This window comes from Halomonas sp. G11 (assembly GCF_001663515.1).
In the GTDB taxonomy this organism is placed as follows: Bacteria; Pseudomonadota; Gammaproteobacteria; order Pseudomonadales; family Halomonadaceae; genus Vreelandella.
Window position 1 is genome coordinate 238869 of the sequence record NZ_LYXG01000041.1, and the last position, 22186, is coordinate 261054.

The following is a 22186-nucleotide window of genomic DNA, read 5'->3' on the forward strand; positions in this document are numbered from 1 at the left end:
TTGCCACTTACAAAGCGCTCATCCAGGCGTCGGCATCTACCTCGATCAGTAGCGGTGAGTTGTCGTCGCCCAGTTGCGCGAGCGCCTCGGAAAGGGACGCGGGGTCGCCCACTGCCCGGTAGCGGCAGGTATAGGCACTGGCCAGGTGGGCAAAGTCCGGCGCCGTCAAATCGACACCCAACTGAGGCACTTCGTGCATGGCCATGTAGCGACGAATTTCTTCATAGCCCTGGTTGTTCCAGATCACCACTGCGACCGGATGGGTAAGGTCACGTGCGGTGCCCAGTTCGCCGAGAACGAACTGCAGACCACCATCGCCCACCAGTGCCACTACCGGATGCTCAGGGCAGGCCAGTGCGGCGCCGAGGGCAGCAGGCAGTCCATAACCCAAGGTGCCGTAGCCGGTGGCAGAATTGAACCAGCGACGGGGGGCAGGCAATGAAGCAAGAAAGTTGCCAGCATAGACTGGCCCGGTGGAGTCGCCCACCAGAATGGCGTCCGGCAGTGCGGCACGTAAGGTGGCATAGAGCGGCACATAGGGCGCTAGCTCCGGATCCTCGTTCAGGGCCAGGGCCTGGCGAACAGACGCAGCGCGGCGGTCAGTGGCTCGTCGGTGGGGCAGCGCCTGCAACAGGGCGGCCATGGTCTCGCCGGCGTCGGCGACCATGGCCAGGTCTGCGCTCTGGTTGCGGCCCAACTGCTGGGGGTCGATGTCCACCCGGATAAGTCGCCCGTCGAGATGAAAGCCCTCGTCAAACACCAGGTCATAGTCGGTCTCACCAAGCTCAGTACCTAGCGCCAGGATGACGTCGGCACCGGCCGCCAGGCGACGAGCGGCGGGCAGGCTCATGGTCGCACCCAGGTCGAGCGGATGATCGAGCCCCAACACGCCCTTGGCGTTGATGGTGGTCAGGGCCGGGGCCTGCAGACGTTCCACCAGGGCGCGAGCGGCCTCGGGGGCCGCCACGCAGCCGCCGCCAAGCAGCAACAGTGGGCGCTCGGCCTGGCTTAGCCACTCAGCGGCACGGGCAACGGCGCCGGGTGCCGGTGCAGGCGGAAATACCTCGATGGGACGTGGCGGACACGCGGTCACCTGGGCGTCAAACAGGTCGATGGGAATCTCGATATGCACGGGCCCTGGCCGGGCGCCGCGAAAGATCGCAAAGGCGCGGGCCAGTAGCTCCGGCAATGCGGCAGGGTCGTGCAGGGTGTGACTAAAGACACTAACGCCAGCCAGTATCTGCTGTTGGCTGGGTAGTTCATGCAGGCGACCCTGGCCACGACCCAATGTCTCGCGGCGGTTGACGCTGGAAATCACCAGCATCGGCACCGAATCGGCCAGCGCCTGGGCCATGGCTGTGGCGATGTTGGTCATGCCTGGGCCGGTGATGATAAAGCAGGCCGCCGGCCGACCACTGGCCCGGGCATAGCCGTCGGCCATGAAACCTGCGCCCTGCTCGTGGCGCGGGGTGACGTGTCGGACCGGGCTTTCGCCCAGGGCGCGGTAAAGCGCGATGGTATGCACCCCGGGAATGCCGAAGACGGTATCCACGTCGTAGGCTTCCAACAATCGCATCAGCAACTGAGCGCAGGTCTGGCTCATTGTGGCGACTCCTCGGGAAGTGGCTCGGGGAGGCCGCCGCGTGGCGTGCGACTCAGTACTCGCTCTACCATGGGGACAAAATATGTCAGGGGTAGGGTGTCGTAATCCGGGTCAAAGCTGGCCTGATCCCATTGGTCGCAGAAGCGCACGGTGCGTTCATAGGCCGGGTGATCGCGATACTGCTCCCGGGCGTGGGGATCCTGGCCGAAATGGTGGCGGTAGTGATAGCCCTGGAATAGCTCGTGGTGGCGAATCATCCAGGCGTTGAGTGGGTCGATAAAGGGCTCGAGGATGGCTGCCGCGACCTCGGCGTGGTTGGCCGGGGTCAGGTCGTCGCCGATATCGTGGAGCAGTGCGCACACCACCATCTCCTCGTCGGCGCCATCGCGCAGCGCCCGGGTGGCAGTCTGCAGGCAGTGTTCGTAGCGGTCCACCGGGTAGCCGTGATGGTCGCCGGAGAGGTTATGCAGATGGGCGAGCACCCGACGTGGCGTATCGGCGAGATAGTCGCGGAAGCGGGCATCGATTAGCGCCCAGTCTTCCCGCTGGGCTTCGCCGAAATAGCGAAAGCGCGCCTGAGTCATGCGGTTTCTCCTGTGGCCGGATGTGTGTCGAGCCGCTGACGCAGCACGCGGCGGCGGCTGGTGGTGGTATCGCGGTCGACATAGCCCTGGCGCATATGGCGTACGCCGCCCGCGAGCTGGAAGGCACTACGGCCGTGGAGCAGACGATAGTTGTCGATGATCAACATCTGGCCCGGGTCGAGCTTGAGGTTCAGCGTCAGTTCGTCGCCGGTGATCAACTGATAGAAGGCTTTGCGGGCAGCATAGTAAGCCTCCAGCTCTTCCGCTGGCAGCGCCGGAACGCCTTCGGTACGGTTGGAGTAGCGCACCCGGACCGGCTCGTTTCGGCTGTCCAGTTCGATCAGCGGGCCCTCGCTCTCCAGGTAAGTATCGGCGTCGCAGTAGCGAAAGCTGGGGGTCACCCGAGTGAGGCAGGCATAGGCACTTGGATCGCGCTGACGCAGCAGGCGGGCCGCCATAAAACCGTCGGCCAGGGTGCTGTCGCCGCCTTCGGCAGCGTTGGTCAGGCAGTGCAGCCAAATATAGCCGGGGATGGGGTCCCGGTAGGGATTGTCGGTGTGAGGCTCCAGGCCGCGCTGAGTCATGGTCAGGTCGTAGGCGTTGGCCACCGATTTGACGTCGGCGATGCCGCCCCAGTTGGTGCGCCGAAGTGGACCAATACGATCAATCAGTGGCTGCATGCCGTCCTCGTTGGAGGGGACCCCGGAGACGATTACAAAGCCGTAGCGATGTAGCGCATCGAGCATTGCCAGCAGAGCGGAGTTGTCGTCAAGGGCTGTGGCAAAGTCTGCTTCGGGGTGTGGTGCGCCGGCGGCATCCCAGAGTTCACGTGGCGCATCGCCGACCTGCTCGTCGAGCAGGTCGGCGAGTTCGAAAGTGGTGAGGTGCCCGTCACTGAACCTTAGCCTTAGCTGTCCGTCAGCCACATCGGCCGTCTCAATCGTCAGGTCCAGGGGTAGCTCGGCAGCTTCGACCAAGCGTTGGCCGGTATAGGGGTCTCGGGTGGCATCATCAGGGCTGCGTTCACGTAACCAGAGGGGGACAAAGTCGCGATGATGGCTGTCAGCCTCAATCCGTAGGCGACGGCCCTGTGCTTGAAGGTTGACGGTGACGGACTGGGACATGAGGACGGCTCTCCGCAAATGATCGGTTGCTGACGGCTGTGTTGGTTAGGCGCAACGTTGCCTTGTCGACGTCTACCCTATCGCTGTTTTGGGTAGCCAACTTGATAAAATTAGCCTTTTGTTGAATAATTTTCGCCATGAAGGATAATTTACCTGAGGGCTGGCCCTATCCACGCCCGGATTCGCCGCCCCTACTGGATTTTGTAGAGGCCGAACAAACTCTGAATGTCTGGCTGCTCCCCAAGTTTTCCATGCTGACCCTTTTCTGCCTCCTGGAGCCGTTACGGGTCGCCAATCGATTTGGGCGTAACCTCTTTGCCTGGCGCTTACTGTCCTCGGCAGGGGAAGCCGTGGTTGCGAGTAATGGGGTTCGCATTGATGTTGATGGGTGTATCGATGATGTTGATCAGAACGCTCATCTAATGGTGGTCTCCTCTTACGAACCAGAGGTCACAACCACGTCGCATGAGCGGTCGATATTAAGGCAGGTAGCCGCTCATGGCGGCTGGCTCGGTGGGCTGGATACTGCCCCGTTTATTCTGGCTCGGGCAGGGGTGCTGGAAGGACACCGGATCGCAATGCACTGGGAGTGTATCCCGGCTTTTCGACAGGAATTTCCTGACCTCACTATTAGCGATGCCCCCTATGAATTTGGTCACGGGCGCTTGACCGGGTCGGGCGGTGTGGCCAGCATCGATATGATGCTGACCTGGGTGGAGCGCTCTTATGGGCCCGCGCTAGCCGATGCGGTAGGGCGGCAAATCGTCCACCAGCGGGGCAACGCGGATGGCGCATCGAGGGCACAGAGCCGTCAATTGGCGCATCTGCCACGTACAGTGGTTCGAGCATTGGCGGTTATGGAAGCCCACTTATCACAAGTCATACCCATTCCCGATATTTGTCGCATGATCGGGCAATCACAACGGCAATTGACCCGACTGTTCATGGCCCATTTTGGAGAAACCCCGAAGCAGTGTTACCTGGGTATGCGGCTCGACGAGGCGCAACGTATTCTGGCCGATAGTCGTTGCCGGGTGACCGAGGCAGCAATGGCGACCGGGTTTACTCAGCCGACCCATTTCGCACGCGCGTATCGCCAACGCTTCGGGGAAGCGCCCAGTACCACCGCTGAGCGGGGCAGCCTGTCGGTAGGTAACTAGTCAGTGGCGGCGACACGTTCTTGTCGCTTGGTGCGTTGCACAATGCGATAGCGTGAGCGAACTTCGTCGCGTTCCAGATAGCAACCCTGCAGCCAGCGCTGTCCGCTGCTGCCTTCGAAGGCGTCACGCGCATGCAGCAGCCTGCGGTTATCGAAGATGACCAGGTCACCAGGACGGTAGGTGAAGCGCATCGCAAAGCTGGGGTCACGCAAGCGACGTTGTAATGCCATTAACGCTTCATAGGCTGGCTCGACTTGGTTGAAATCGGTCTGCAAAGGCCCCCTAAGGAAGTCGGCGATGCGGACTTCAAGCAGCTCGCCATGCGCATCGCAGCGGATTACAGGCTCATGCCATACATAATCGGTGGTCTGGGCGGTATTGGCGAAGCACCATCGAACCTGGCTCAAGGTGTCGAAGACCTGAGGTTCTTCATCGCGCAGTGCTTCGGCAATGGCAAAACCATCCATCATCACTGCCTGACCATCCGTAACCGTATTTTCCAGACAGTGAAGCAGCTGTAGTCCCGGCTGGTATTCGCGTGTCGGTAGATCCACATGCGGTGGCAGCGCAATCGACGTATAGGCGTTTGAATCCGGGTTGGGTTTGGCCTTTACATCGAAGAGTTCGCCGAAGTTCGTCGGCCGGATAGGACCAATTCGCCGGGCGATGCTGGCCAGCGTACCGGGGGCGGTGGGCAGGTTTTGTAACCTGACGAGACCTTGGCTTAAAAGGCTTTCCAACGCTGGTTCCAGCAGGGCTGTGTCAACAGGGCTGCCTGATGGGTGATCAAGCCAGCCACCGGCATCGAACGTATCAGGGGCCTGCTTATCACTACCCCGCCATGTCGTGACGGTCACCAGCGGTGCATCCTGGGTGTGGCCGTTGGAATAGTCGTGGGCTCGCAACCAACCGGGATGAAAGCGTAGTTGTCGCTGTTCCGGTGCAAAGGTCAGGCAGACGGCGCCACTTTCCTCAAGCGCAGCACTGTCGATTGTTGGCCAGGCGTTCAGGCTTGAAAGGTCAAGTATGCGTTCACGGGTGGCGGGATTGATCGTGGAATCATCGGCGGCATTTTCGCGCAACCAGACGCTGTGATAGCGGCTAAGCCGCCCATCCTGCCAGTAAACATGCAACTCTCTTGGTTGATGTTCAATCGATGCAATCGAGACATCGACAGGCCAGGCATCGTAATCAGGCGTAGGTGGCAAGGAATCGTGGGGCTCGATGGGCATGACTGGCGCTCCGTAATGAGGGTTGGCATTCGCTTTTGATGCGTACCACATTGCCAGCAGGATGATGGTGCTGGTGCGCGCAATGCGTCATGGACTGTGCTGAATATGCCTTTTTTAAGGCGCTAAGCGTTCAGCGGGTGCGACGTTCGGTCTGTCGTGATGACGAACGTCACTGGGTGTATAGCCGAAATATTGCCGGAAGGTGCGAGAAAAACTCGATGCGGTATTGAAGCCGCAGGCGAGGGCGATTTCGATGATGTCGCGCTGAGTTTCACGCAGCAGTTGGCGGGATCGCTCGAGCCGTAAAACGAGATAGTAACGGCGCGGGGTACTGCTCAACTCTTGCTCGAATACCCTTTGCAGTTGGCGTAATGAGATATTGACCTGTTCGGAGATGTCGGCAATTGTTAGGGGGTGTTCGAGGTTTGCCTCCATCAAGGCGACGGCGCGTAATAGCGCGGGTTTACGCGAGCCGAGCCGACCGGATAGCTCGAAACGCTGGCGGTCTTCAGGGTGACGAATATGCGCATGAATGAGCTGTTCCGACACCTGCTGAGCAAGCGTATCGCCATGACGCCTGGCAATCAGGTCAAGCGACATATCCATGGCGGCCGTGCCCCCGGCACAGGAAAAACCGGATTTGCTGACTTCAAAGAGTGATTCGACGGCATGCAAGTGCGGATACGATTCACGGAACACCGGTAGGCTCTCCCAGTGCAAGGTGATCGTCTGGTCGTCCAGCAGTCCAGCGTGTGCCAGTACAATGGCGCCGGTATCCATGCTTCCGAGCACGCATCCGCGTTGAGCCTGGCGGTGCAGCCACTGGGTTATGTGACGGGAAATCGCTTCCTCGGGTTCGAAGCTGGCACAGACGGCCAGGCTGGATACATCGGGATAGGGGGTCAACCCTTCATCGGCCATCAGGGTCATTCCATTGCTGGCTGTCACGGGGGCCCCCGATTCACTAATCACGTGCCACTGGAACAGTTCGTGCCCGGCAATGCGATTAGCAATGCGGAGCGGTTCTACGGCTGAGAAAAAAGCCACCATGGCAAAACGGGGGAGCAGCAAAAAACCGATACGCTCAGGGAGCTGGCCTTGGTAATGGAGTCGCATGCGGAGAAGTTCCTTGAGGCTGATCGGTAAATGAACTCGTTAAAATAGATGTTCTTGCGTCGGAGTGGAATAGCATATAAATGTGTGAAGACAACCAAGGCCTGTTGAACAAGCGCTTGGTAGACAACTGGAGCTTTTTTCAGCGGTCAAGCGTTTCATCTTGCCCGTGGCGACACTCGCCCGAAAGACAAGATGTTAAGTCACGTGACTTAATCTCTTAACGTTTGTCGCCTACGCTTAGACAAGACAGCATTTATGCACCCACAAAGGCATCGCAATGAGTCATGCACTAACGGGACACAACCGCCCCCAGCAAGTGATTGAAGCCATCCAGCAAGCCAACGCGCCCTTGGACGCGGCGACCCGCCAAGCCAAATATGCCAAGATGGCGGCATCGCCATATCGTTTTTTCCGCGGTACCAATCATATGTACTGGCAAGACGTATGGCACGACTGGCGCTTTTCGCTGTTTGGGGGGTGGCCCAATACCCAAACCTGGTTGCAGGGTGACGCCCATGTCTACAACTTTGGTGCTTACGGTCATCATGATGACCAGGTGCGCTACGGCATGGACGACTTTGACGATGCGCTAATCGGCGATTATCAATACGACCTGTGGAGGCTGGCCATCAGCGTGGTATTGGATGGTCGTGAAAATGCCGAGCTTAGCCCCAAAGCCATTGATAAAGCCCTTGGCAAGTTACTAGAGGGTTACTATTACACGTTGGCGGATTATACCGACGATGTGCCCATCGAGGCAGTCACGCTGGATAGCGCCAAAGGTCAGTTGAAGCCTTTCATGAGCAAGGTGGCGGATAAGCAGAGCCGTGCGCGCATGTTGGAAAAATGGACCACGCTTGACGACCAGCGAGGTCGGCAGTTTGCGGAGCGCCCCGGTAAGCTCGCTAACCTGCCCGCTGATATGGCCAGTCAACTGCGTCGACTGATAGAGCAGGAGTACCAGCAAACCCTTCAAGACGCTGCAAAAGAGAGCGACCCCCGCCATTTCCGCGTCAAAGACACCGCGCGTCGGCTGGACGCAGGTACCGGTTCGCTCGGGGTAGAGCGCTACTATGTACTGATTGAAGGCGGGGTCGACCACGAGCACGACGACATCATTCTGGATGTCAAAGAGCAGGTAACCCCGGAAGCCTATCGCTTCATGAGCAAGGCCCAACAGCAGGCGTGGCGCAAGCTATTTCCCAATGAAGGTATTCGCCATGCGGCGGCGTTTCATGCCATTGCGGAACACCCGGATGCCTACCTTGGCTGGTTAACCATGAATGACAAGGTGTTTTCGGTCCGCGAGCGCTCTCCTTTCAAGAAGGACTTCCCTACCCATAAACTTTCCAGCGGAAAGCCGTATCGCAAGCTCGCACACCAGTGGGGGCAGATTCTCGCCCGGGAACACCTGCGGGGGGCGAAAGCGCTGAATAGCGGGGATCATAGACCTTTTGCCATGGCGATCTGCCAGCGACTTAAAGGGCGTGAGGAGCAGTTTGTGGAGGTGGTGTCGACCCTCGCGGTGGCTTACGCGGATTGCGTCGAACAGGACTATGGTGTGTTCATTGATCATTTTCTGGCGACCGATTCCCCCTAGGCCTGAGGCGCTACTTGGATTAACTGAAGACAGGTTACTGTGGTTGCCGTCGGCCAAGTATAAAGCCATGTTCCTCGAATGACTCAGACCATACCACGCAGCGGTTACGGCCGCTGCGTTTGGCGTGATAAAGCGCTTCATCAGCGAGTCGAAGAAGCTTATGCGGGTTTTGAGCATGATCGGGGTAGGTGGCAATGCCGCAAGACAGCGTGATTGGCCTGAGCGGGACGCCTTGATGAGCACAGGCGCATTGGGCGACGGCGTCTAACAGCGCATTGGCACTGGACTCGGCCGTATCGGCCGAGGCTTCCGGGAGCAGGGCAACAAACTCTTCGCCTCCGATTCGGCAGACCACCCCTAACTCCATAAAATGCTGGCTGAGTAACGCGGCCATTTTAACCAGCACCGCATCGCCTGCATCGTGGCCAAAGTGATCGTTGATGTCTTTAAAATGGTCCAGGTCCAACATGAGCAGAGAAAGCTGGCTGCCATGCTGTTGAGCGCGGCGGCACTCATGGTCGAATACCGTATTGAAATGGCGTCGGTTGTGAAGGCCGGTGAGAGGGTCTTCAAACGAAAGCCCCTCCAGCTCCTGAACAAGCTGGCCAAGTTCTGCTGTGCGTTCGGTAACTTGCTGTTCAAGGGTTTCGTTGGCCGTTGCCAGTTGCTGCTGGGTGCGTCGGTAGTGCCACAGAAATATAGTCGCAATTGCTAGAGAAAAAGCTAAGCTGCCATAGCTTAATGGCACCGTTCGCCAGGCCACGAAGCCATGGGCGACAACCATGTCGGCGAGCAGCAGGGGAGCAAAAAAGGTGAAGCTTAGCACCAGCAAGCGCTGTTCGAGATTGAGCCTGCTGAAGCGAAATAGCGCGAGCAGCAGCATGAACGGCATGGTCACGGCGAGCAAGACATCAAACACAGGGAAGGTTATCGATAGGCTGATAACGCCTAACTGCACCAGGCCAATGGCTATCGCCAGGTAGGCCAGGTGTAAGGCCCAGAGTCGCTTGATCCAGCGCTTGGCGGTGCCTTCAAGCCAATGGCTGAGCAACATCCCCAGCGCGATCGGAAGGGTATAGTAGCTGCCTGCTCTGAGCATATCCCAGGCCAGGGGGCCATCGGCGATCAACTGGCGGACGGGGGCTTCGGCGAGCAGCATCAGCCCGGAGGCGTAGGCAAACAGCGCGATGGCCAGGAAACCACGCCGTTCAGGCCCGATAAGGGCGAAAAGGGTGGCCAGAATGCCCAGCACCAATACGAGCGCACTGACGCCAAGATCCTGGGCGGACTCATGGATGACGTGTTTGAGTACATCGATACGCTCCATTATCTGCACTTCGCCCCAAAGCCCAATGCTGGTGTAGTAGGAATAGAGCCGGAAAGTGAGTACCTGGCCAGCCGCCCCTTCAGGCAGGTCGATCATATGCCAGGGCCAGCCAGCAAAATCGCCTCGCCCCTGGTCGTCAAATTCGCCGTACTGATAAATCAGCTCATCGCCGAGGTAGGCCTGGCCGATTAAATTGATACTGGTGATATAAAGGACGGGGTCATTCCAATCGCCCTCAGGCAAGGTCGTGCGTAACCAAAGGTGCTGATGCCCTTCACGGCCTGGTGGGTTGGAAGGGGAGGCTGTTGATTGCCAGTCGGCGGATTCATCATCTAGCCACTCGGGCTCGCCGTTCGCATTCAGGGGGGAGTCGCCCCAGCGGTACTCCCAGTCCATTAGCGGCTGAGGTAGGGCTTCCGCTTTGAGGCCATCAGAGAGTATCGCCAACACAATAAATGAGACGATCAGCAGAATGAGATGTCGTATGGCGAACCCACGGCGCAGCATGGCGAACGTCCTCGTATTATAGCGATCATTCCGCTGATGGAAGGCATCAACAATATACGGCGAGAGGCTGATGCAGCGAGGTACAGTAGCGTTAGTACATTGATCCCAATCTTAACTAAAAAGCGAGCCAAGGTGGTGCTGTTTCTTCAACGATTTTTTGTCCCGTCCCCATGAAAAGGCCATAAAAAAACCGGACTGTCGCCAGCCCGGTCGGATCGCGTTGCTTCGAGGGCGCAAGGATCATCACCAGGCGCCTCCTTTTCTAATACCTACTGGCCGCTGGCAGCCCCGCCAACGACACCGCTCTGGAAGCCGCTTTCGCGACTGCCGTTACGGTTTTTGAGGTGGCTAGCCACGGTGTCTTCCGGCGACCCCGCCATTTCGCGGAACATGCCCATGGAGCCAAGCAGGGCAGAGGACTCGTAGGGCACGAAAACCCGTTCGCCGTCTTTGGCCATGTTGGGCAGCCCCTTGATATAGCTCTGGCCCAGCAGATAGCCCACTACAGTGCGCTTGTTCTCTTCGCTATCGCCAATCGCGCTGAGCACCAGCTTGATCGATTCCTGCTCGCCCTGGGCGCGCAGAATGGCAGATTCTTTATCGCCCTCGGCATTCAGGATTGAGGATTCACGCTGGCCCTGCGCCATGGCGATGGCGGCGGATTTTTCGCCTTCTGCCTCGGTAACGGTGGCACGACGCTTACGCTCGGCGGCCATCTGAAGACGCATGGCGGACTCGACTTCATCCGGCATGGCGATATCCTGCACTTCAACGCGGGAGATTTTGACGCCCCACTTGGAGGCAGGCTCTTCCATGGCCGCCTGAATCTCGTTGTTGACCTCTGCGCGGGACTCGAACAGCTTATCCAGCTCCATCTTGCCGACCACCGAACGCAGCGTGGTCTTGGCCAGTACTTCCACTGCCTGACTCATGTTCTCGACTTCATAGACCGCACGTTTCGGGTCGATGATCTGATAGTAGAGTGCGCCATTGATGCGCACGGTGACGTTATCGGTGGTCACCACCGGCTGGCCCGGGAAATCCATCACCGTTTCGCGGCGGTCGATACGCGTTTCATCGCTGGTAATGGCCGTGTAGTCCTCGCCCATTTTGCGGTAGCGAAGCATGGTGATGGCACGCGGCTGCTCGATAAACGGCACAATAATATTGATGCCGCTTTCGAGTACGCGATGAAACGAACCGAGTCGCTCGATGACCATCACCTCGGATTGGCGAACGATCACCAGGCCTTTCGAAATGATCAGTATGCCGATGACGACAATGATCAGGCTTATCAGTAGGCCTGGGCTAATGGGTAAATCCATTTTTATAACTCCTTGCGTTGGGAAGTATCGTCCTGACGATCGGTGTCGGCGGAGGCGAGACTGACGAGAGCTGTTGTGCCGTCAAAGCGTTTAAACAGCACTGGCGTGCCTTGGGGGAGGTCGGTATCACCGCTTTCCAATACCTTTAATCGATAAAAATCACCGTTAACCTTGATGCCGGTAGCGTTATCGAAGTCGCGTTTCAATGTGGTGTAGTGGTTGCCCTTCTCAACACCGGTGCCGGTGGTGCCGTAGTGTACGCCCTTGGGTGAGAAGTGCGGGCGAATGACCATCACCCCCAGGGGCACCAGCACACCGGAAAATATTCCCATGCTGATCAACTGCCAGGTTAGCGTCAGGCCAAGCGCTGTGACCGCTGCCGTGAACGCCGCGGCCACCCCCAGGGCAAGCAGCAACATCGCGCCAGAGGTTAGCTCCGCCAAGCTCAGTAGCAGGGCGAGTACCAACCAGCTATAAGCAGGGTTCCAGTCCATGGGCACTCCGTTGTCAATCGATAAAGGTATTACGACGACAGCCTAACCTAATGTGTATTAACACGCCTATCATAGGCGTTTTTATATTCGTGTTTGGCTCGGTAAGGCGGGTGCTATTCTGCCCGCATTCAAGGGCCGTGGATAAAAAGGAGCATCGCGTGTCGGGTATCGTTTATTGGTTGGATATGGCGGGGGTGATCGTGTTTGCTCTATCCGGGGTTGTCCTGGCATGCCGCTCGCGGATGGATCCATTCGGTATGCTGGTGTTGGCAGCTGTGACGGGGATAGGTGGCGGTACGCTGCGCGACTTGGTGTTGGGGGTGAGGCCGGTATTCTGGGTGGCTGATCCAACCTATCTGTGGGTGATTTTGGCCACCGTGTGCGCCGCGCTGGTGGGGTTTCACTATATCCACCGGCTGTCTCGGGGCTTTTTGCCGATTGCTGATGCCTTTGGCCTGGCGTTATTTACCGTGATTGGCGCTCACAAAGCGCTATTGTTGGGGACATCCGGCGTTGTGGCGGTGCTGATGGGCATGATGACAGGGGTGGCGGGTGGCATGATCCGCGATGTGCTGGCCCAGCGTGTCCCCATGGTGCTGCGCGAGGAAGTCTACGCCACGGCGGCGATGGCGGGTGGCACGGCTTACGTGGTGCTAGATGCCCTGCAAGCGCCGCTGCCCCTGACCATTGCCGCCTCGTTGACGGTGACGCTGGGATTGCGAATCGCGGCGATTCACTGGCACTTGGCGCTGCCGGTATTTGCCTGGGTGACCCTGCCCCCGAAACCTGCCGATGATTCGGCCGCTCCCCTTTCCACGCCGCAAAAAGCCAAACAGCGGGTCAGGATGATTCGCCGTGAGCGAAATCGCCGTTAAGGCCTGGGAAAACGCTTTGCCTCCCGCCAGCGGTCGAACCAGCGCCTGGGTTGCAGGACTTTCAGGTCGGGCTCGCTGTCGATCAGCTCGACGCCTGTTCCCAGGGCGCCGATTCGGGCATAAAGCGCGCCGTTGGCCTGTTTCTCGGCCAGGGTGACATCGGCAAGCAGCAGAAGGGGCCCGCCGGTTAGCGTCAGGTCGTAAAGACGAATGCGCTCGCCGTCGATCTGCAGCCGCGCGTCACCGTTGATGTCGTGGACGTTCAGCAATCTGCCTAACCAGCCGCTTTCCCGGGCGCGCGCCAAGAAGAGCCGGGCCAGTAAACCGGTATCACGCATGCCAAGACGTAGCTGGCTGGTGAGGTTGATAGCATTGCGCCACTCAAGCTGTGCGTCGTCCAGGTTCAGTTGGACCCACCAACCGGCGTCCTGTGCGCCTTCTGCACTCTGGCGAAACACGTTTTCCAGACGCAGGAATGAGTTGTCGGCGTTAAAGCGCCGTGTGTCCAGGTCACCTTCGTCAAGTTGCAGATGCAGTTCGACATCGCCCTTGAGACGCTGGTCGAGCAACGCCAGGTCGGCACCAAAGGCGCGCAGGTTGATCTCGCCCTGAGCGGTCAGGCCCTCCAGCAGCCATTCGCTGGTCAGGCTTGCTTGGCCCCCGAGCAGACGGATGCCTGCTTCTTCGGGTAGATAGTGGTTATAACGGGTGAAGTCAGGCACCTGGGTAATGGGCAGCGCGATACGCGTGGTGAAGAAGGCAGGCTCGGGGGCTGCCAGTACCTCGCTGAAACGTTCGGTCTGGGTCGTCAGGGCAAAGTGGCGACCCTCCAGGTGGGGCAGGTCGTCGTCCTGGCGCATGAGCGTAAAGTGCGGTATGCCCAGCGAAAGCTGGGCGTGTTCGGCACTATCCAATTGAGCCGTCAACTCGCCGCGGCCCGTGGCCAGATAGTCCAGAAAGCCGACCTCCAGCTGGTTGGCGTTGACCCTCAGGCGGGTGGGCGCCAGCAGGCGGTCATCGCGGAATGCCCCTTGAGCAAATAGCTGGCCGTTTCCCGCGAGCTTTAATCCGTGGGCCTCGGGCAGGAAAGCATTCAAAAAGCCCAGCTGCTGTACGCTGCCCTCCATGGAAAACTCACCGCTGACGCGACTGGCGTCAGCGATTTTCTCTCGCTCGAAACGGCCTTCATTGAGTACCAGGGTACTCTGTAACGTCTCAGAGGGAGCGTCTGTATCCGCAACTTGCCAACGCAAACGTGATCCGCTGATGTCCAGCGCGGAGCCGTCGAGCGCTGCCCGACGCATCGCCAGGCTGAGCTGGGCGCTGCTTTCCAGCGTGCCGTCCTCATCGCCGTGCTGCCAGCGCGTGGTCAACTGCTCCCCGGCTAAATAGATCTCGCCGCTCATCTCCTCTGTCGTGAACGCCAGCTGGCCGTTGCTGGTGGCTTGACCGTCAAGCAACTGCAGCGGGCCGGGGCCGGGTAATATTGCGCCCAGGTAGGGTTGCAGCACGCTGATGTCTGGCAGGCGGGCAGATTGCCAGGCCAGCCGGGCGGTGGCGTCCTCCCGAGCTTGCACAGGGTCAACCGGGCTGCGCGCGTTGAGGGTGATCGCGGCATCCGCCAGCAGCGTTTGCTCATGGTGGAGCAGGGTCCCATCAATGAACGTAAGTGTCGCATCGATGACCTCGTCGGGGGTTAGCTGTGCCGTCAGGGAACCGCTTCCCCTGGCGTTGAAATCCAGCAGTTCCGCGGCCAGTTCGGGTGCCTGAATCGACAACGAGGCACGGTGAGGCTGGGCGTCACGTAGCGTTATGCTGGCGTCGACTTGACCCTTCCCGGCCAGGCGAACACCCTGACCGTCAAAGGTATCTGCCAGGTAGCGGTCAAGCATATCCAGTCGGGTCACCTGGCCTTGCAGCTCAAGGGTGGCGCTCGTTGGTAGGTCCAACTGGTCCAGGCGCTGGTTGGGAATGCCGGTCACCAGGCCTAGTTGGGTATCGTCAGCGTAAGGATGGCTGTCAGCCAACACCACGTTGTTTAACTGAGTGGAAAAGGTCAGCGTATTGTCCTGTGCGGCCAGACGAACGCGCCCTTCGCCGACGGCGGTATGAAGCGGCGGAGAAGAGTCGGGAGTCATCCAGCGCGGTGAGTCACTGGCATCGGACGTCAGGCGTTGCTCATCCACCGATAAGCGTAAGGCCGACGCCACCAGGGTGAGCTGGCTACCGTGCTGTAACTTGCCAGCATCAAGCGCAAGCTCGCCCGTCAGTGCGCCGCTGCCATCAAGCGTTAACCAGGGCAGTGCTTTCAAATAGGGCATGAAGACGTCCCAGGCGTCGGCCTGGGCATTGATGGTCAGCTGTGCTGAAAGGGCGCCAAGCAGGCTGGCGATAAGCTCATCTCGTGGGGCCTGTGCGGTGGTTACGCTTTCCAGGTTGGCACTGGCGGCTAACCTGATATCGCGCGCCAGGGTGGCTTGGTCGCTTAGCCGTACCAAACGCCCTTGGTTAATATCCAGCGATACATGGGGCACGGCCAAGGCGTCACGGCTGAACTGAGTGTCCTTTATCTGGAGTTGGCCCTCGGCTTCAAGCGCAATATCGCCAACGGTCAGGCGGCGGAGCCCACTGGCCTCCAGCGCCTTGATATGCAATTCGCCGCGCAGCAGGTCGAGCAAGGACAGCGAAAGGGTGGCTCGCCGGGCGTCAACGGTGACGGGCATCCGATCGTCTTCACGGGCGAGGTAGAGATTCTCGACCTCCCAGCGCCCAGGGTGCAGGCTTTGGGCATTTGACCAGCGCACCTCGACACCTTCGATCTTTGAGAGCTGCTGCGGCAACCATTGGCTATTGAGCAGCCAGGCACTACCGAGTAGCCAGATGAGCGCCACTGTCAAAACGCCTACCAGGGTGATGAGCAGAAGGTGTGAAAGACGTTTTGACCTGGGACGCTGATTTGGCATACGGCTTCCTTGCAGATGACTCCTGCTGATCGACGTTTTATGGCATTATGCGCGTCGTAAGCCCACCTTCGACTTTTGATTTCAACGCTGAGCAGACAACCTACGCCATGTTCAAGGAATTTTACACGCAGCGCGGAGAGTATGTGGTGATCTCCGCTGAGCAGGCCAGCCGCTTCGCTAAGGGCGTCGCAGGTGACTATAACCCGATCCATAATCCGGATGCGCGGCGTTTCTGTGTGCCGGGGGATCTCCTTTTTGCGCTGGTATTGGCAAAGTTTGGTTTGTCGCGGCACATGGAGTTTCGTTTTACCAGCATGGTGGGGGCCGATACTCCGCTTGTGTTCAGCGAATCTGAAAATGGTGAGCTTCACGTATACGATGAAGACGGTAAATGTTATCTACAGGTTAAGCGGCGAGGGGAGTGGACCGACGATGCCTCGGTGATAGAAGCCTTTGCTCGCTGCTACGTGGCATTTTCGGGCAAGAATTTTCCTCACTACCTCAAGCCGCTGATGGAAGAGCACGGGGTGATGTTCAACCCCAAGCGCCCGCTGGTGATCTACGACAGCATGGGGTTCTCGCTTTCGCGCCTGAACGCTGTGTCGCCTGGTTTGACGCTCAGCCATTCGTCGTTGGATGTGCAGGGAAAGCGCGCCGACGCCCTGCTTGAATTTGCCATTGAGTCAGCAGGTGAATCGGTGGGGGTCGGCTCCAAAAAGCTGGTTGTCAGCGGGCTGTGCTCCTATGATGCGGATGAAATGGCGGCGATTGTGGATGAGTTTTATCGGCTCAAGGCGGCCTACCTTGCGTCAGTCTGAACGGGGTTAATCGGAACGGCCAGGCCGGATGCGACGTTGGTGGTGATAACTGCCCTCAACGCTTGGTGTAGGGTATTCTTAGCCTCATTCATCATAATGCGGTCCTTGGAAGCGACCGCGCCAATTACAAGAGGCGAGTTATGCATCACTGCAAACGGTTGACCCTTGCGCTTACTGCCACCGCGTTGGCCGTAACGTCCTTCAATGCCCAGGCGCGTGATTTTCGTTTAGGCCTGATCACCCCCGCCCAGCACCTTTGGTCAACCGAAGCGGAAGCCTTTGCCCAAACGCTGAAGGAGCGTTCCGATGGCGAGCATAGCGTGTCGGTTTTTCCTGCCCAACAGTTGGGTAATGAAGCGCAGATGGTCCAGCAGTTGCAAAGCGGCGCGCTGGACATGGCGTTCCTGACCATTGCCGAAATCTCCAATCGGATTCCCGACTTCGGTGCGCTTTATGCGCCTTATCTGGTTGATGACGTCAACCACGCCGCCCGCTTGCTGCGTTCGGACGCCGCCGGCGAACTGCTCGACCTGATGCCGGAAGGTGTCGGTCTGGTCGGCGTCGGTTACGGTATGGTGGGCATGCGCCAGGTGCTCAGCCGTGACCCAATCGAGAGCGCCGATGACCTGGAAGGCCAGCGCCTGCGGATCACCCCCTTCGAGCCGATCCGTGATTTCTATACCGCCACCGGTGCAGCCCCCGCGCCCATGCCGTTGTTGGAAGTGTACGACGCTCTGGCCAACGGCCAGGTAGACGCCATCGACATGGATTTCGACTCCATCCTGATTCTCAAATTCTACGAACAGGCCGATAACCTGCTGATTTCCAATCACATGATGTTCCCCATGGTGGGAGTGGTGTCGGGTCGCGTATGGCGGGAGCTATCCGAGGAAGATCGTGAGCTGATCGACACGACCATGGCCGAGCATCTGGAGAACGTGCTGGTAGGCTTTGAAGAAAAAGACGCTGCTCAGGAAGAAGAGATCCGCGCCCTGGATATCAACATCGTCGAAGCGGATGCCGAATTCTTCTCAGACGCGATAGCCGAGTGGGAAGCTATCTGGGCACCCAAGGCACCGATGCTGGAAACCCTGCGCGAAGAAGCCGAGCGTCTGCGTGAGTAACCCGCTGACAAGTCAACCACTCGACCACTGACGAGGATTCTCCACGATCATGTTGCAACGCCTTTCATCGGGGCTTGCCCGCTTTGAAGAGACCGCCGCTGCCGCCCTGGCTGCGGCGGTGACGTGTTTGATCCTGATCAATATTGTCTTTCGTGTGCTGGGTAACCCGCTTTACTGGATAAGCGAGTTATCGATTTACGCCATGATCTGGATGACGTTTCTGATTGCGGGTGCGGTGTTCAAGCGTCGCCAGGGAGTGGCAGTGACCTTGTTGAGCGATGGGCTGCCCCGTATCGGACGACAACTGATAGGCCTCTGGGTAGACGTCGTGGTGCTGGTATTTGCGCTGCTACTCGTTTGGCTTTGCTGGCGCTGGTATCAGCCATTCACGCTTGCTCGATTAGGCTTCGACACGGGGGCTTTTCAGGGGCAGACCTTCAACTTCATTTACGCCGAGAACACCTCGACGCTGGGCGTGAAAAAGTTCTGGGTATGGCTGATCGTGCCGTGGTTTGCGCTATCCCTCAGCCTGCATGGGCTGGCCAACGTCTGGCAGTCGGTCACCCAGTGGCGCCACCCTGGCGACGAGCCGACGGTCGAAACACTGCCATGAGGTGGGCGCGCTTATGACCATTGCCGTATTTTTACTGTTACTGCTGAGCGCTGTCCCGATTGCCCTGGTGCTCGCACTGACGGCGATGGTGTACATCTACGTGTCGGGCAATAGCGTGCTGTTCGAGTCTTATCCGCAGCAATTATTCAGCGCCATCGAGAGCTATGGGTTGTTGGCGATCCCGCTATTCATGCTGGCCGGCGAGCTGATGAACGAAGGCGGTCTCACCAGGCGTTTGATCGCCCTGGCACGAATTCTGGTGGGCGGTTTCCGCGGTGGTCTTGCGTATATCAATCTGGTGGCCAACATGATGATGGCGGCCATTATCGGCTCGGCGGCGTCGCAAATCGCGATCATGTCCCGGGCCATGGTGCCCGCCATGGAAGAAGAGGGCTACGATACGCCTTACAGCGCGGCGATTACCGCGGCAGGTGGCCTGCTGTCGCCGATTATTCCGCCCTCGATGCTGTTCGTGCTGTTTGGGGTGATGGCTCAGGTGCCTATCGCCGAGATGTTTATTGCCGGATTGCTGCCGGGGTTATTGCTGGGAGCGAGTTTCTTCGTCGTGATCGCGCTGGTCGGGCTGGTGCAGCAATACCCCAAGGGCCAGTGGCCCAGTCGTCGTCAGGCAGCACACGACGCACTTTGGGGACTGCCAGCACTGCTGATTCCGGTCATCATCATTGGTGGCATTTTATTGGGCATTGCCACGCCCACCGAGTCGGCGGCGCTGGCCTCGCTTGCGGCCTTGATCATGGGGCGTTTTGTATATGGCGAGCTGCGCCTGGTTCAAATGCCTCAGGTGCTCAAGCGCACGGCGGTCAACGCCGGTTTGGTCATCATGTTGATTGCTGCCGCCGGGGTGTTTGGCTGGGTGGTGATCTACGAGCAGTTGCCGCAAATGGCGGCCGAGTGGATCGCCGCCCTCACGGCCGACCCCTTTGTGTTTCTGCTGATGATGATTGGCGCGTTGCTGCTGGTGGGCATGGTCATCGACGGCATCGCCGCGCTGATTCTGGTGGTGCCTATCCTGATGCCGATTGCCGAGACGCAATTTGCCATTAGTCCTTATCAGTTTGGCGTCGTGGTATGTCTGACCCTGGTATTGGGGCTGTTAACGCCCCCTGTGGGGGCCGGGCTGTTTATTGCTTCATCCATGACCGGCGCTCCGCCACTGAAAATCTTCCGTGCCCTGCTGCCGTTTTTGCTGGCGACATTGGTCACCCTGGTCTTGCTAGCCTGGTTTCCCTGGCTCACCAACGCCTTGATTCAGCGTTAACCAACGCGTGTTAAGCATGGTCTCCATCCTTTACTTTCCTGGTGGCTACTCCATGCATCGGACAGCTAAAGGCTTGTTCCCATGGAAGGGCTAATTGACGCCGCCCGATAGATTCTGTTTACTCTTGCGTTAGTTCGTTGACGTTTACGTCAACTTTCTAATACAACGACAACAGGAGCAACGCCATGCCCATTCGCGATATCCCCATGTTTATCGATGGCCAGCCGGTCACGTCCCAGAGCCAGGAGTGGCGTGATGTGGTGAACCCAGCCACCCAGGAAGTCGTCGCCAGGGTGCCTTTCTGCACCGCCGACGAAGTCGAGCGCGCCATTGCCAGTGCCGCAACGGCTTTCAAGGAGTGGCGCAAGGTTCCCCTGGGTAAACGCATGCGCATCATGCTCAAGCTTCAGGCGCTGATTCGCGAGCACACGCCTGAACTGGCGGCGCTGATTACAGAAGAGCACGGCAAAACCCTGCCGGACGCTGAAGGCGAGGTCGGGCGCGGGCTGGAGGTGGTCGAGCATGCCTGCTCCATTACCTCGCTACAGCTTGGCGAGCTGGCCAATAATGCCGCCAACGAGGTCGATGTCTACACCATGCACCATCCGCTGGGCGTCGGGGCGGGCATTACCGCCTTCAATTTCCCGATCATGCTGCCTTGCTTCATGTTCCCGCTGGCCATTGCCACCGGCAATACGTTTGTCCTGAAACCCTCGGAGCAGGATCCCAGCTCGACCATGCGGCTGGTGGAGCTTGCCCATGAAGCAGGCATTCCGGCGGGCGTATTGAATGTGGTTCACGGCGGCCCCGAAGTGGCGAACCAGATTGCCGATCACCCGTCGATCAAGGCGCTGTCGTTCATTGGCTCATCCCACGTAGGCTCGCTGCTGTATAACCGCGCCGCCGCGGCGGGTAAACGCATGCAGGCGATGATGGGCGCCAAGAACCATTGCGTGGTCATGCCCGATGCCAATCGCAGTCAGGCCATCGACAGCCTGCTGGGCTCGGCATTTGGGGCGGCCGGGCAGCGCTGCATGGCCAACTCGGTGGTGGTGCTGGTGGGCGAGGCCCGTGAATGGTTAGACGATATTGTGGAAGGCGCTCGTGGCATGAAGGTCGGGCCTGGCACTCAACGCGATGCCGACCTGGGCCCGCTGGTATCCCCCCAGGCCAAGGAACGTGTCGAACGCTTGATTGGCGCAGGCGAGCAAGAGGGCGCCAAACTAATGGTCGACGGCCGCGGTTGCTCGGTTGATGGCTTTCCGGAAGGTAATTTTGTGGGGCCGACACTGTTTTCCGACGTGACCGCAGACATGACCATCTACCGTGAAGAGATCTTTGGCCCGGTACTCTGCGTGGTCAACGTGGAGACGCTGGACGACGCGGTTGCCTTCATCAATGCCAACCCCAACGGCAACGGCACCTCGATCTTTACCAACTCGGGCTGGGTGGCACGGCGCTTTGAAAACGATATTGACGTGGGCCAGATTGGTATCAACGTACCGATCCCTGTGCCGGTTGCCTATTTCAGCTTTACCGGCTCGCGAGGCTCAAAGCTCGGCGACCTGGGGCCTAACGGTAAGCAGGCGATTGCCTTCTGGACACAGACCAAGACGGTGACCGCCCGCTGGTTTGAGCCCGAAAACGTCTCCAGCGGGATCAACAGCACCATTTCGCTTGGCTGATATTACTCGCCGGGTTGTCGCTTCCTCGGCCTTAAGGGGCCGAGGGAGCGACAATGCGAGGGCTAAAAATCCTGAAACAGCGGTAAGCTTTCTTCCAGCAGCCGTTCAATCGGATCAAGCTGACTTTCGTGCAGCACCAACATCGAGGGCTCTGAGGCAAAATGCTTGCCGGTCGGCACCAGCAGCGCAAACTCACCTTCTTCAAGATGAAATTCGTGCATCTCACGTAATCCATCGGCGGTATAGCACTGCGTACAGCGGTATGCTTCGTCCTCGCCATATACCAGGCGGTGGTACATCTTGAACAGCGTATAGAGGGCCAAACCGCCTTCAAAAGCAGGCCAGCGGGCTGGGATAGTGCGCGTTTCTTCATCCAGCGTTTGCCCGTCTGCCTCGGCATTGGCGATCGCATCGTCAAGTGGGGCTTCCAGCAGGGCGTCTTCATCAGCGGGGAAGGCAACGTTGTCTTTTGAAGCCTGGGTGAAGTCCTTTACGGCGCGTTTGAAGTCGGCCACGGTGTTAATGGCGTAGTCGACATGCTGCAAATCAGCCGGCTCGAAGCCACCATTTTCCCAGCCGTGTATGACACGCAGCGTCATCAAGCCGCGCTCCATGGGGCGTGCCAGCAGCAAATACAGCGCAATATGCAGATGTAGTTGCCGCTCGTCGGTATCGTTTTCAAACGCATTGTAAGGGTCAGCAAACAACGCATGTAGCCTGCCCGGCGTATGTTCCTTGGCTTCTGTATAGCGCATTA

The 22186-nt window shown here is 58.8% G+C and carries 18 protein-coding genes; 8 read left to right on the forward strand and 10 right to left on the reverse strand.

Annotation, left to right across the window (positions count from 1 at the left end; genetic code table 11):
• Positions 1 to 7: 7 nt before the first annotated feature.
• The 3 genes from ADS46_RS15570 to tmpA are packed head-to-tail and all read right to left on the reverse strand — an operon-like array spanning position 8 to position 3311.
• On the reverse strand, positions 8 to 1603 hold the full coding sequence (locus ADS46_RS15570) for a 5-guanidino-2-oxopentanoate decarboxylase (RefSeq protein ID WP_066321561.1): 1596 nt from the start codon (positions 1601 to 1603) through the stop codon (positions 8 to 10).
• Positions 1600 to 2187, reverse strand: coding sequence for an HD domain-containing protein (locus ADS46_RS15575; protein ID WP_066321562.1), 588 nt, complete (start codon positions 2185 to 2187; stop codon positions 1600 to 1602). Before ADS46_RS15575 ends, ADS46_RS15570 begins: the two co-directional genes overlap by 4 nt.
• Positions 2184 to 3311: a TauD/TfdA family dioxygenase gene (tmpA, locus tag ADS46_RS15580; RefSeq protein ID WP_066321564.1), complete on the reverse strand. Its 1128-nt coding sequence runs from the start codon at positions 3309 to 3311 to the stop codon at positions 2184 to 2186. Before tmpA ends, ADS46_RS15575 begins: the two co-directional genes overlap by 4 nt.
• Before the next feature lie 137 nt (positions 3312 to 3448).
• Between tmpA and ADS46_RS15585 the strand changes: the two genes are divergently transcribed.
• Positions 3449 to 4471, forward strand: a complete 1023-nt coding sequence (locus tag ADS46_RS15585; RefSeq protein ID WP_066321565.1) for a GlxA family transcriptional regulator — start codon at positions 3449 to 3451, stop codon at positions 4469 to 4471.
• On the opposite strand, the gene ADS46_RS15590 is transcribed toward ADS46_RS15585, so the two are convergent.
• A complete protein-coding gene (locus ADS46_RS15590) occupies positions 4468 to 5703 on the reverse strand; it encodes a TauD/TfdA family dioxygenase (protein ID WP_066321567.1) in 1236 nt (411 codons plus the stop codon). The two genes, ADS46_RS15585 and ADS46_RS15590, sit on opposite strands and share 4 nt — an antisense overlap.
• Positions 5704 to 5817: 114 nt before the next feature.
• Entirely contained in the window at positions 5818 to 6819 is a 1002-nt protein-coding gene (locus ADS46_RS15595; RefSeq protein WP_066321568.1) for a GlxA family transcriptional regulator, read from the reverse strand.
• Between the two features lie 277 nt (positions 6820 to 7096).
• On the opposite strand from ADS46_RS15595, the gene ADS46_RS15600 reads away from it, so the two are divergent.
• Positions 7097 to 8419: a DUF2252 domain-containing protein gene (locus tag ADS46_RS15600; RefSeq protein ID WP_066321570.1), complete on the forward strand. Its 1323-nt coding sequence runs from the start codon at positions 7097 to 7099 to the stop codon at positions 8417 to 8419.
• A gap of 34 nt (positions 8420 to 8453) precedes the next feature.
• On the opposite strand, the gene ADS46_RS15605 is transcribed toward ADS46_RS15600, so the two are convergent.
• The 3 genes from ADS46_RS15605 to ADS46_RS15615 all read right to left on the reverse strand — a co-directional run bounded on the left by ADS46_RS15605 (position 8454) and on the right by ADS46_RS15615 (position 12072).
• Positions 8454 to 10253 (reverse strand): GGDEF domain-containing protein, encoded by a 1800-nt coding sequence (locus ADS46_RS15605; RefSeq protein WP_066321571.1) that lies wholly within the window; start codon positions 10251 to 10253, stop codon positions 8454 to 8456.
• Between the two features lie 269 nt (positions 10254 to 10522).
• A complete protein-coding gene (locus ADS46_RS15610) occupies positions 10523 to 11578 on the reverse strand; it encodes an SPFH domain-containing protein (RefSeq protein ID WP_066321572.1) in 1056 nt (351 codons plus the stop codon).
• A 2-nt stretch (positions 11579 to 11580) separates the two neighbouring features.
• The gene (locus ADS46_RS15615; protein WP_066321573.1) at positions 11581 to 12072 is read right to left on the reverse strand and encodes an NfeD family protein; all 492 of its coding nucleotides are present in this window, start codon (positions 12070 to 12072) and stop codon (positions 11581 to 11583) included.
• Positions 12073 to 12230: 158 nt separating this feature from the next.
• Between ADS46_RS15615 and ADS46_RS15620 the strand changes: the two genes are divergently transcribed.
• Entirely contained in the window at positions 12231 to 12947 is a 717-nt protein-coding gene (locus ADS46_RS15620; protein ID WP_066321575.1) for a trimeric intracellular cation channel family protein, read from the forward strand.
• On the opposite strand, the gene ADS46_RS15625 is transcribed toward ADS46_RS15620, so the two are convergent.
• Positions 12944 to 15910 carry a hypothetical protein gene (locus tag ADS46_RS15625; protein WP_066321576.1) on the reverse strand — a complete coding sequence of 989 codons (2967 nt, stop codon included), beginning with the start codon at positions 15908 to 15910 and terminating at the stop codon, positions 12944 to 12946. The genes ADS46_RS15620 and ADS46_RS15625 overlap by 4 nt on opposite strands.
• Positions 15911 to 16017: 107 nt before the next feature.
• Here ADS46_RS15625 and ADS46_RS15630 point away from each other — a divergent pair, with 107 nt between their 5' ends.
• From ADS46_RS15630 to ADS46_RS15650, 5 genes are all read left to right on the forward strand, one after another.
• The gene (locus ADS46_RS15630) at positions 16018 to 16728 is read left to right on the forward strand and encodes a DUF3581 family protein (RefSeq protein ID WP_066321799.1); all 711 of its coding nucleotides are present in this window, start codon (positions 16018 to 16020) and stop codon (positions 16726 to 16728) included.
• A gap of 140 nt (positions 16729 to 16868) precedes the next feature.
• A complete protein-coding gene (locus ADS46_RS15635) occupies positions 16869 to 17852 on the forward strand; it encodes a TRAP transporter substrate-binding protein (protein ID WP_066321578.1) in 984 nt (327 codons plus the stop codon).
• A gap of 49 nt (positions 17853 to 17901) precedes the next feature.
• Positions 17902 to 18465, forward strand: coding sequence for a TRAP transporter small permease (locus ADS46_RS15640; protein ID WP_066321580.1), 564 nt, complete (start codon positions 17902 to 17904; stop codon positions 18463 to 18465).
• 13 nt (positions 18466 to 18478) lie between these two features.
• Positions 18479 to 19744, forward strand: coding sequence for a TRAP transporter large permease (locus ADS46_RS15645; RefSeq protein WP_066321581.1), 1266 nt, complete (start codon positions 18479 to 18481; stop codon positions 19742 to 19744).
• Between the two features lie 185 nt (positions 19745 to 19929).
• A complete protein-coding gene (locus ADS46_RS15650; protein WP_066321582.1) occupies positions 19930 to 21429 on the forward strand; it encodes a CoA-acylating methylmalonate-semialdehyde dehydrogenase in 1500 nt (499 codons plus the stop codon).
• 62 nt (positions 21430 to 21491) lie between these two features.
• On the opposite strand, the gene ADS46_RS15655 is transcribed toward ADS46_RS15650, so the two are convergent.
• Positions 21492 to 22184 carry a hypothetical protein gene (locus tag ADS46_RS15655; RefSeq protein WP_066321583.1) on the reverse strand — a complete coding sequence of 231 codons (693 nt, stop codon included), beginning with the start codon at positions 22182 to 22184 and terminating at the stop codon, positions 21492 to 21494.
• Positions 22185 to 22186 lie beyond the last annotated feature (2 nt).

Coding starts and splice junctions, on each gene's coding strand:
- ADS46_RS15570 (WP_066321561.1), bottom strand. CDS start 1,603: ATGAGCCAGACCTGCGCTCAGTTGCTGATGCGATTGTTGGAAGCCTAC.
- ADS46_RS15575 (WP_066321562.1), bottom strand. CDS start 2,187: ATGACTCAGGCGCGCTTTCGCTATTTCGGCGAAGCCCAGCGGGAAGAC.
- tmpA (WP_066321564.1), bottom strand. CDS start 3,311: ATGTCCCAGTCCGTCACCGTCAACCTTCAAGCACAGGGCCGTCGCCTA.
- ADS46_RS15585 (WP_066321565.1), top strand. CDS start 3,449: ATGAAGGATAATTTACCTGAGGGCTGGCCCTATCCACGCCCGGATTCG.
- ADS46_RS15590 (WP_066321567.1), bottom strand. CDS start 5,703: ATGCCCATCGAGCCCCACGATTCCTTGCCACCTACGCCTGATTACGAT.
- ADS46_RS15595 (WP_066321568.1), bottom strand. CDS start 6,819: ATGCGACTCCATTACCAAGGCCAGCTCCCTGAGCGTATCGGTTTTTTG.
- ADS46_RS15600 (WP_066321570.1), top strand. CDS start 7,097: ATGAGTCATGCACTAACGGGACACAACCGCCCCCAGCAAGTGATTGAA.
- ADS46_RS15605 (WP_066321571.1), bottom strand. CDS start 10,253: ATGCTGCGCCGTGGGTTCGCCATACGACATCTCATTCTGCTGATCGTC.
- ADS46_RS15610 (WP_066321572.1), bottom strand. CDS start 11,578: ATGGATTTACCCATTAGCCCAGGCCTACTGATAAGCCTGATCATTGTC.
- ADS46_RS15615 (WP_066321573.1), bottom strand. CDS start 12,072: ATGGACTGGAACCCTGCTTATAGCTGGTTGGTACTCGCCCTGCTACTG.
- ADS46_RS15625 (WP_066321576.1), bottom strand. CDS start 15,910: ATGCCAAATCAGCGTCCCAGGTCAAAACGTCTTTCACACCTTCTGCTC.
- ADS46_RS15630 (WP_066321799.1), top strand. CDS start 16,018: ATGTTCAAGGAATTTTACACGCAGCGCGGAGAGTATGTGGTGATCTCC.
- ADS46_RS15635 (WP_066321578.1), top strand. CDS start 16,869: ATGCATCACTGCAAACGGTTGACCCTTGCGCTTACTGCCACCGCGTTG.
- ADS46_RS15640 (WP_066321580.1), top strand. CDS start 17,902: ATGTTGCAACGCCTTTCATCGGGGCTTGCCCGCTTTGAAGAGACCGCC.
- ADS46_RS15645 (WP_066321581.1), top strand. CDS start 18,479: ATGACCATTGCCGTATTTTTACTGTTACTGCTGAGCGCTGTCCCGATT.
- ADS46_RS15650 (WP_066321582.1), top strand. CDS start 19,930: ATGCCCATTCGCGATATCCCCATGTTTATCGATGGCCAGCCGGTCACG.
- ADS46_RS15655 (WP_066321583.1), bottom strand. CDS start 22,184: ATGCGCTATACAGAAGCCAAGGAACATACGCCGGGCAGGCTACATGCG.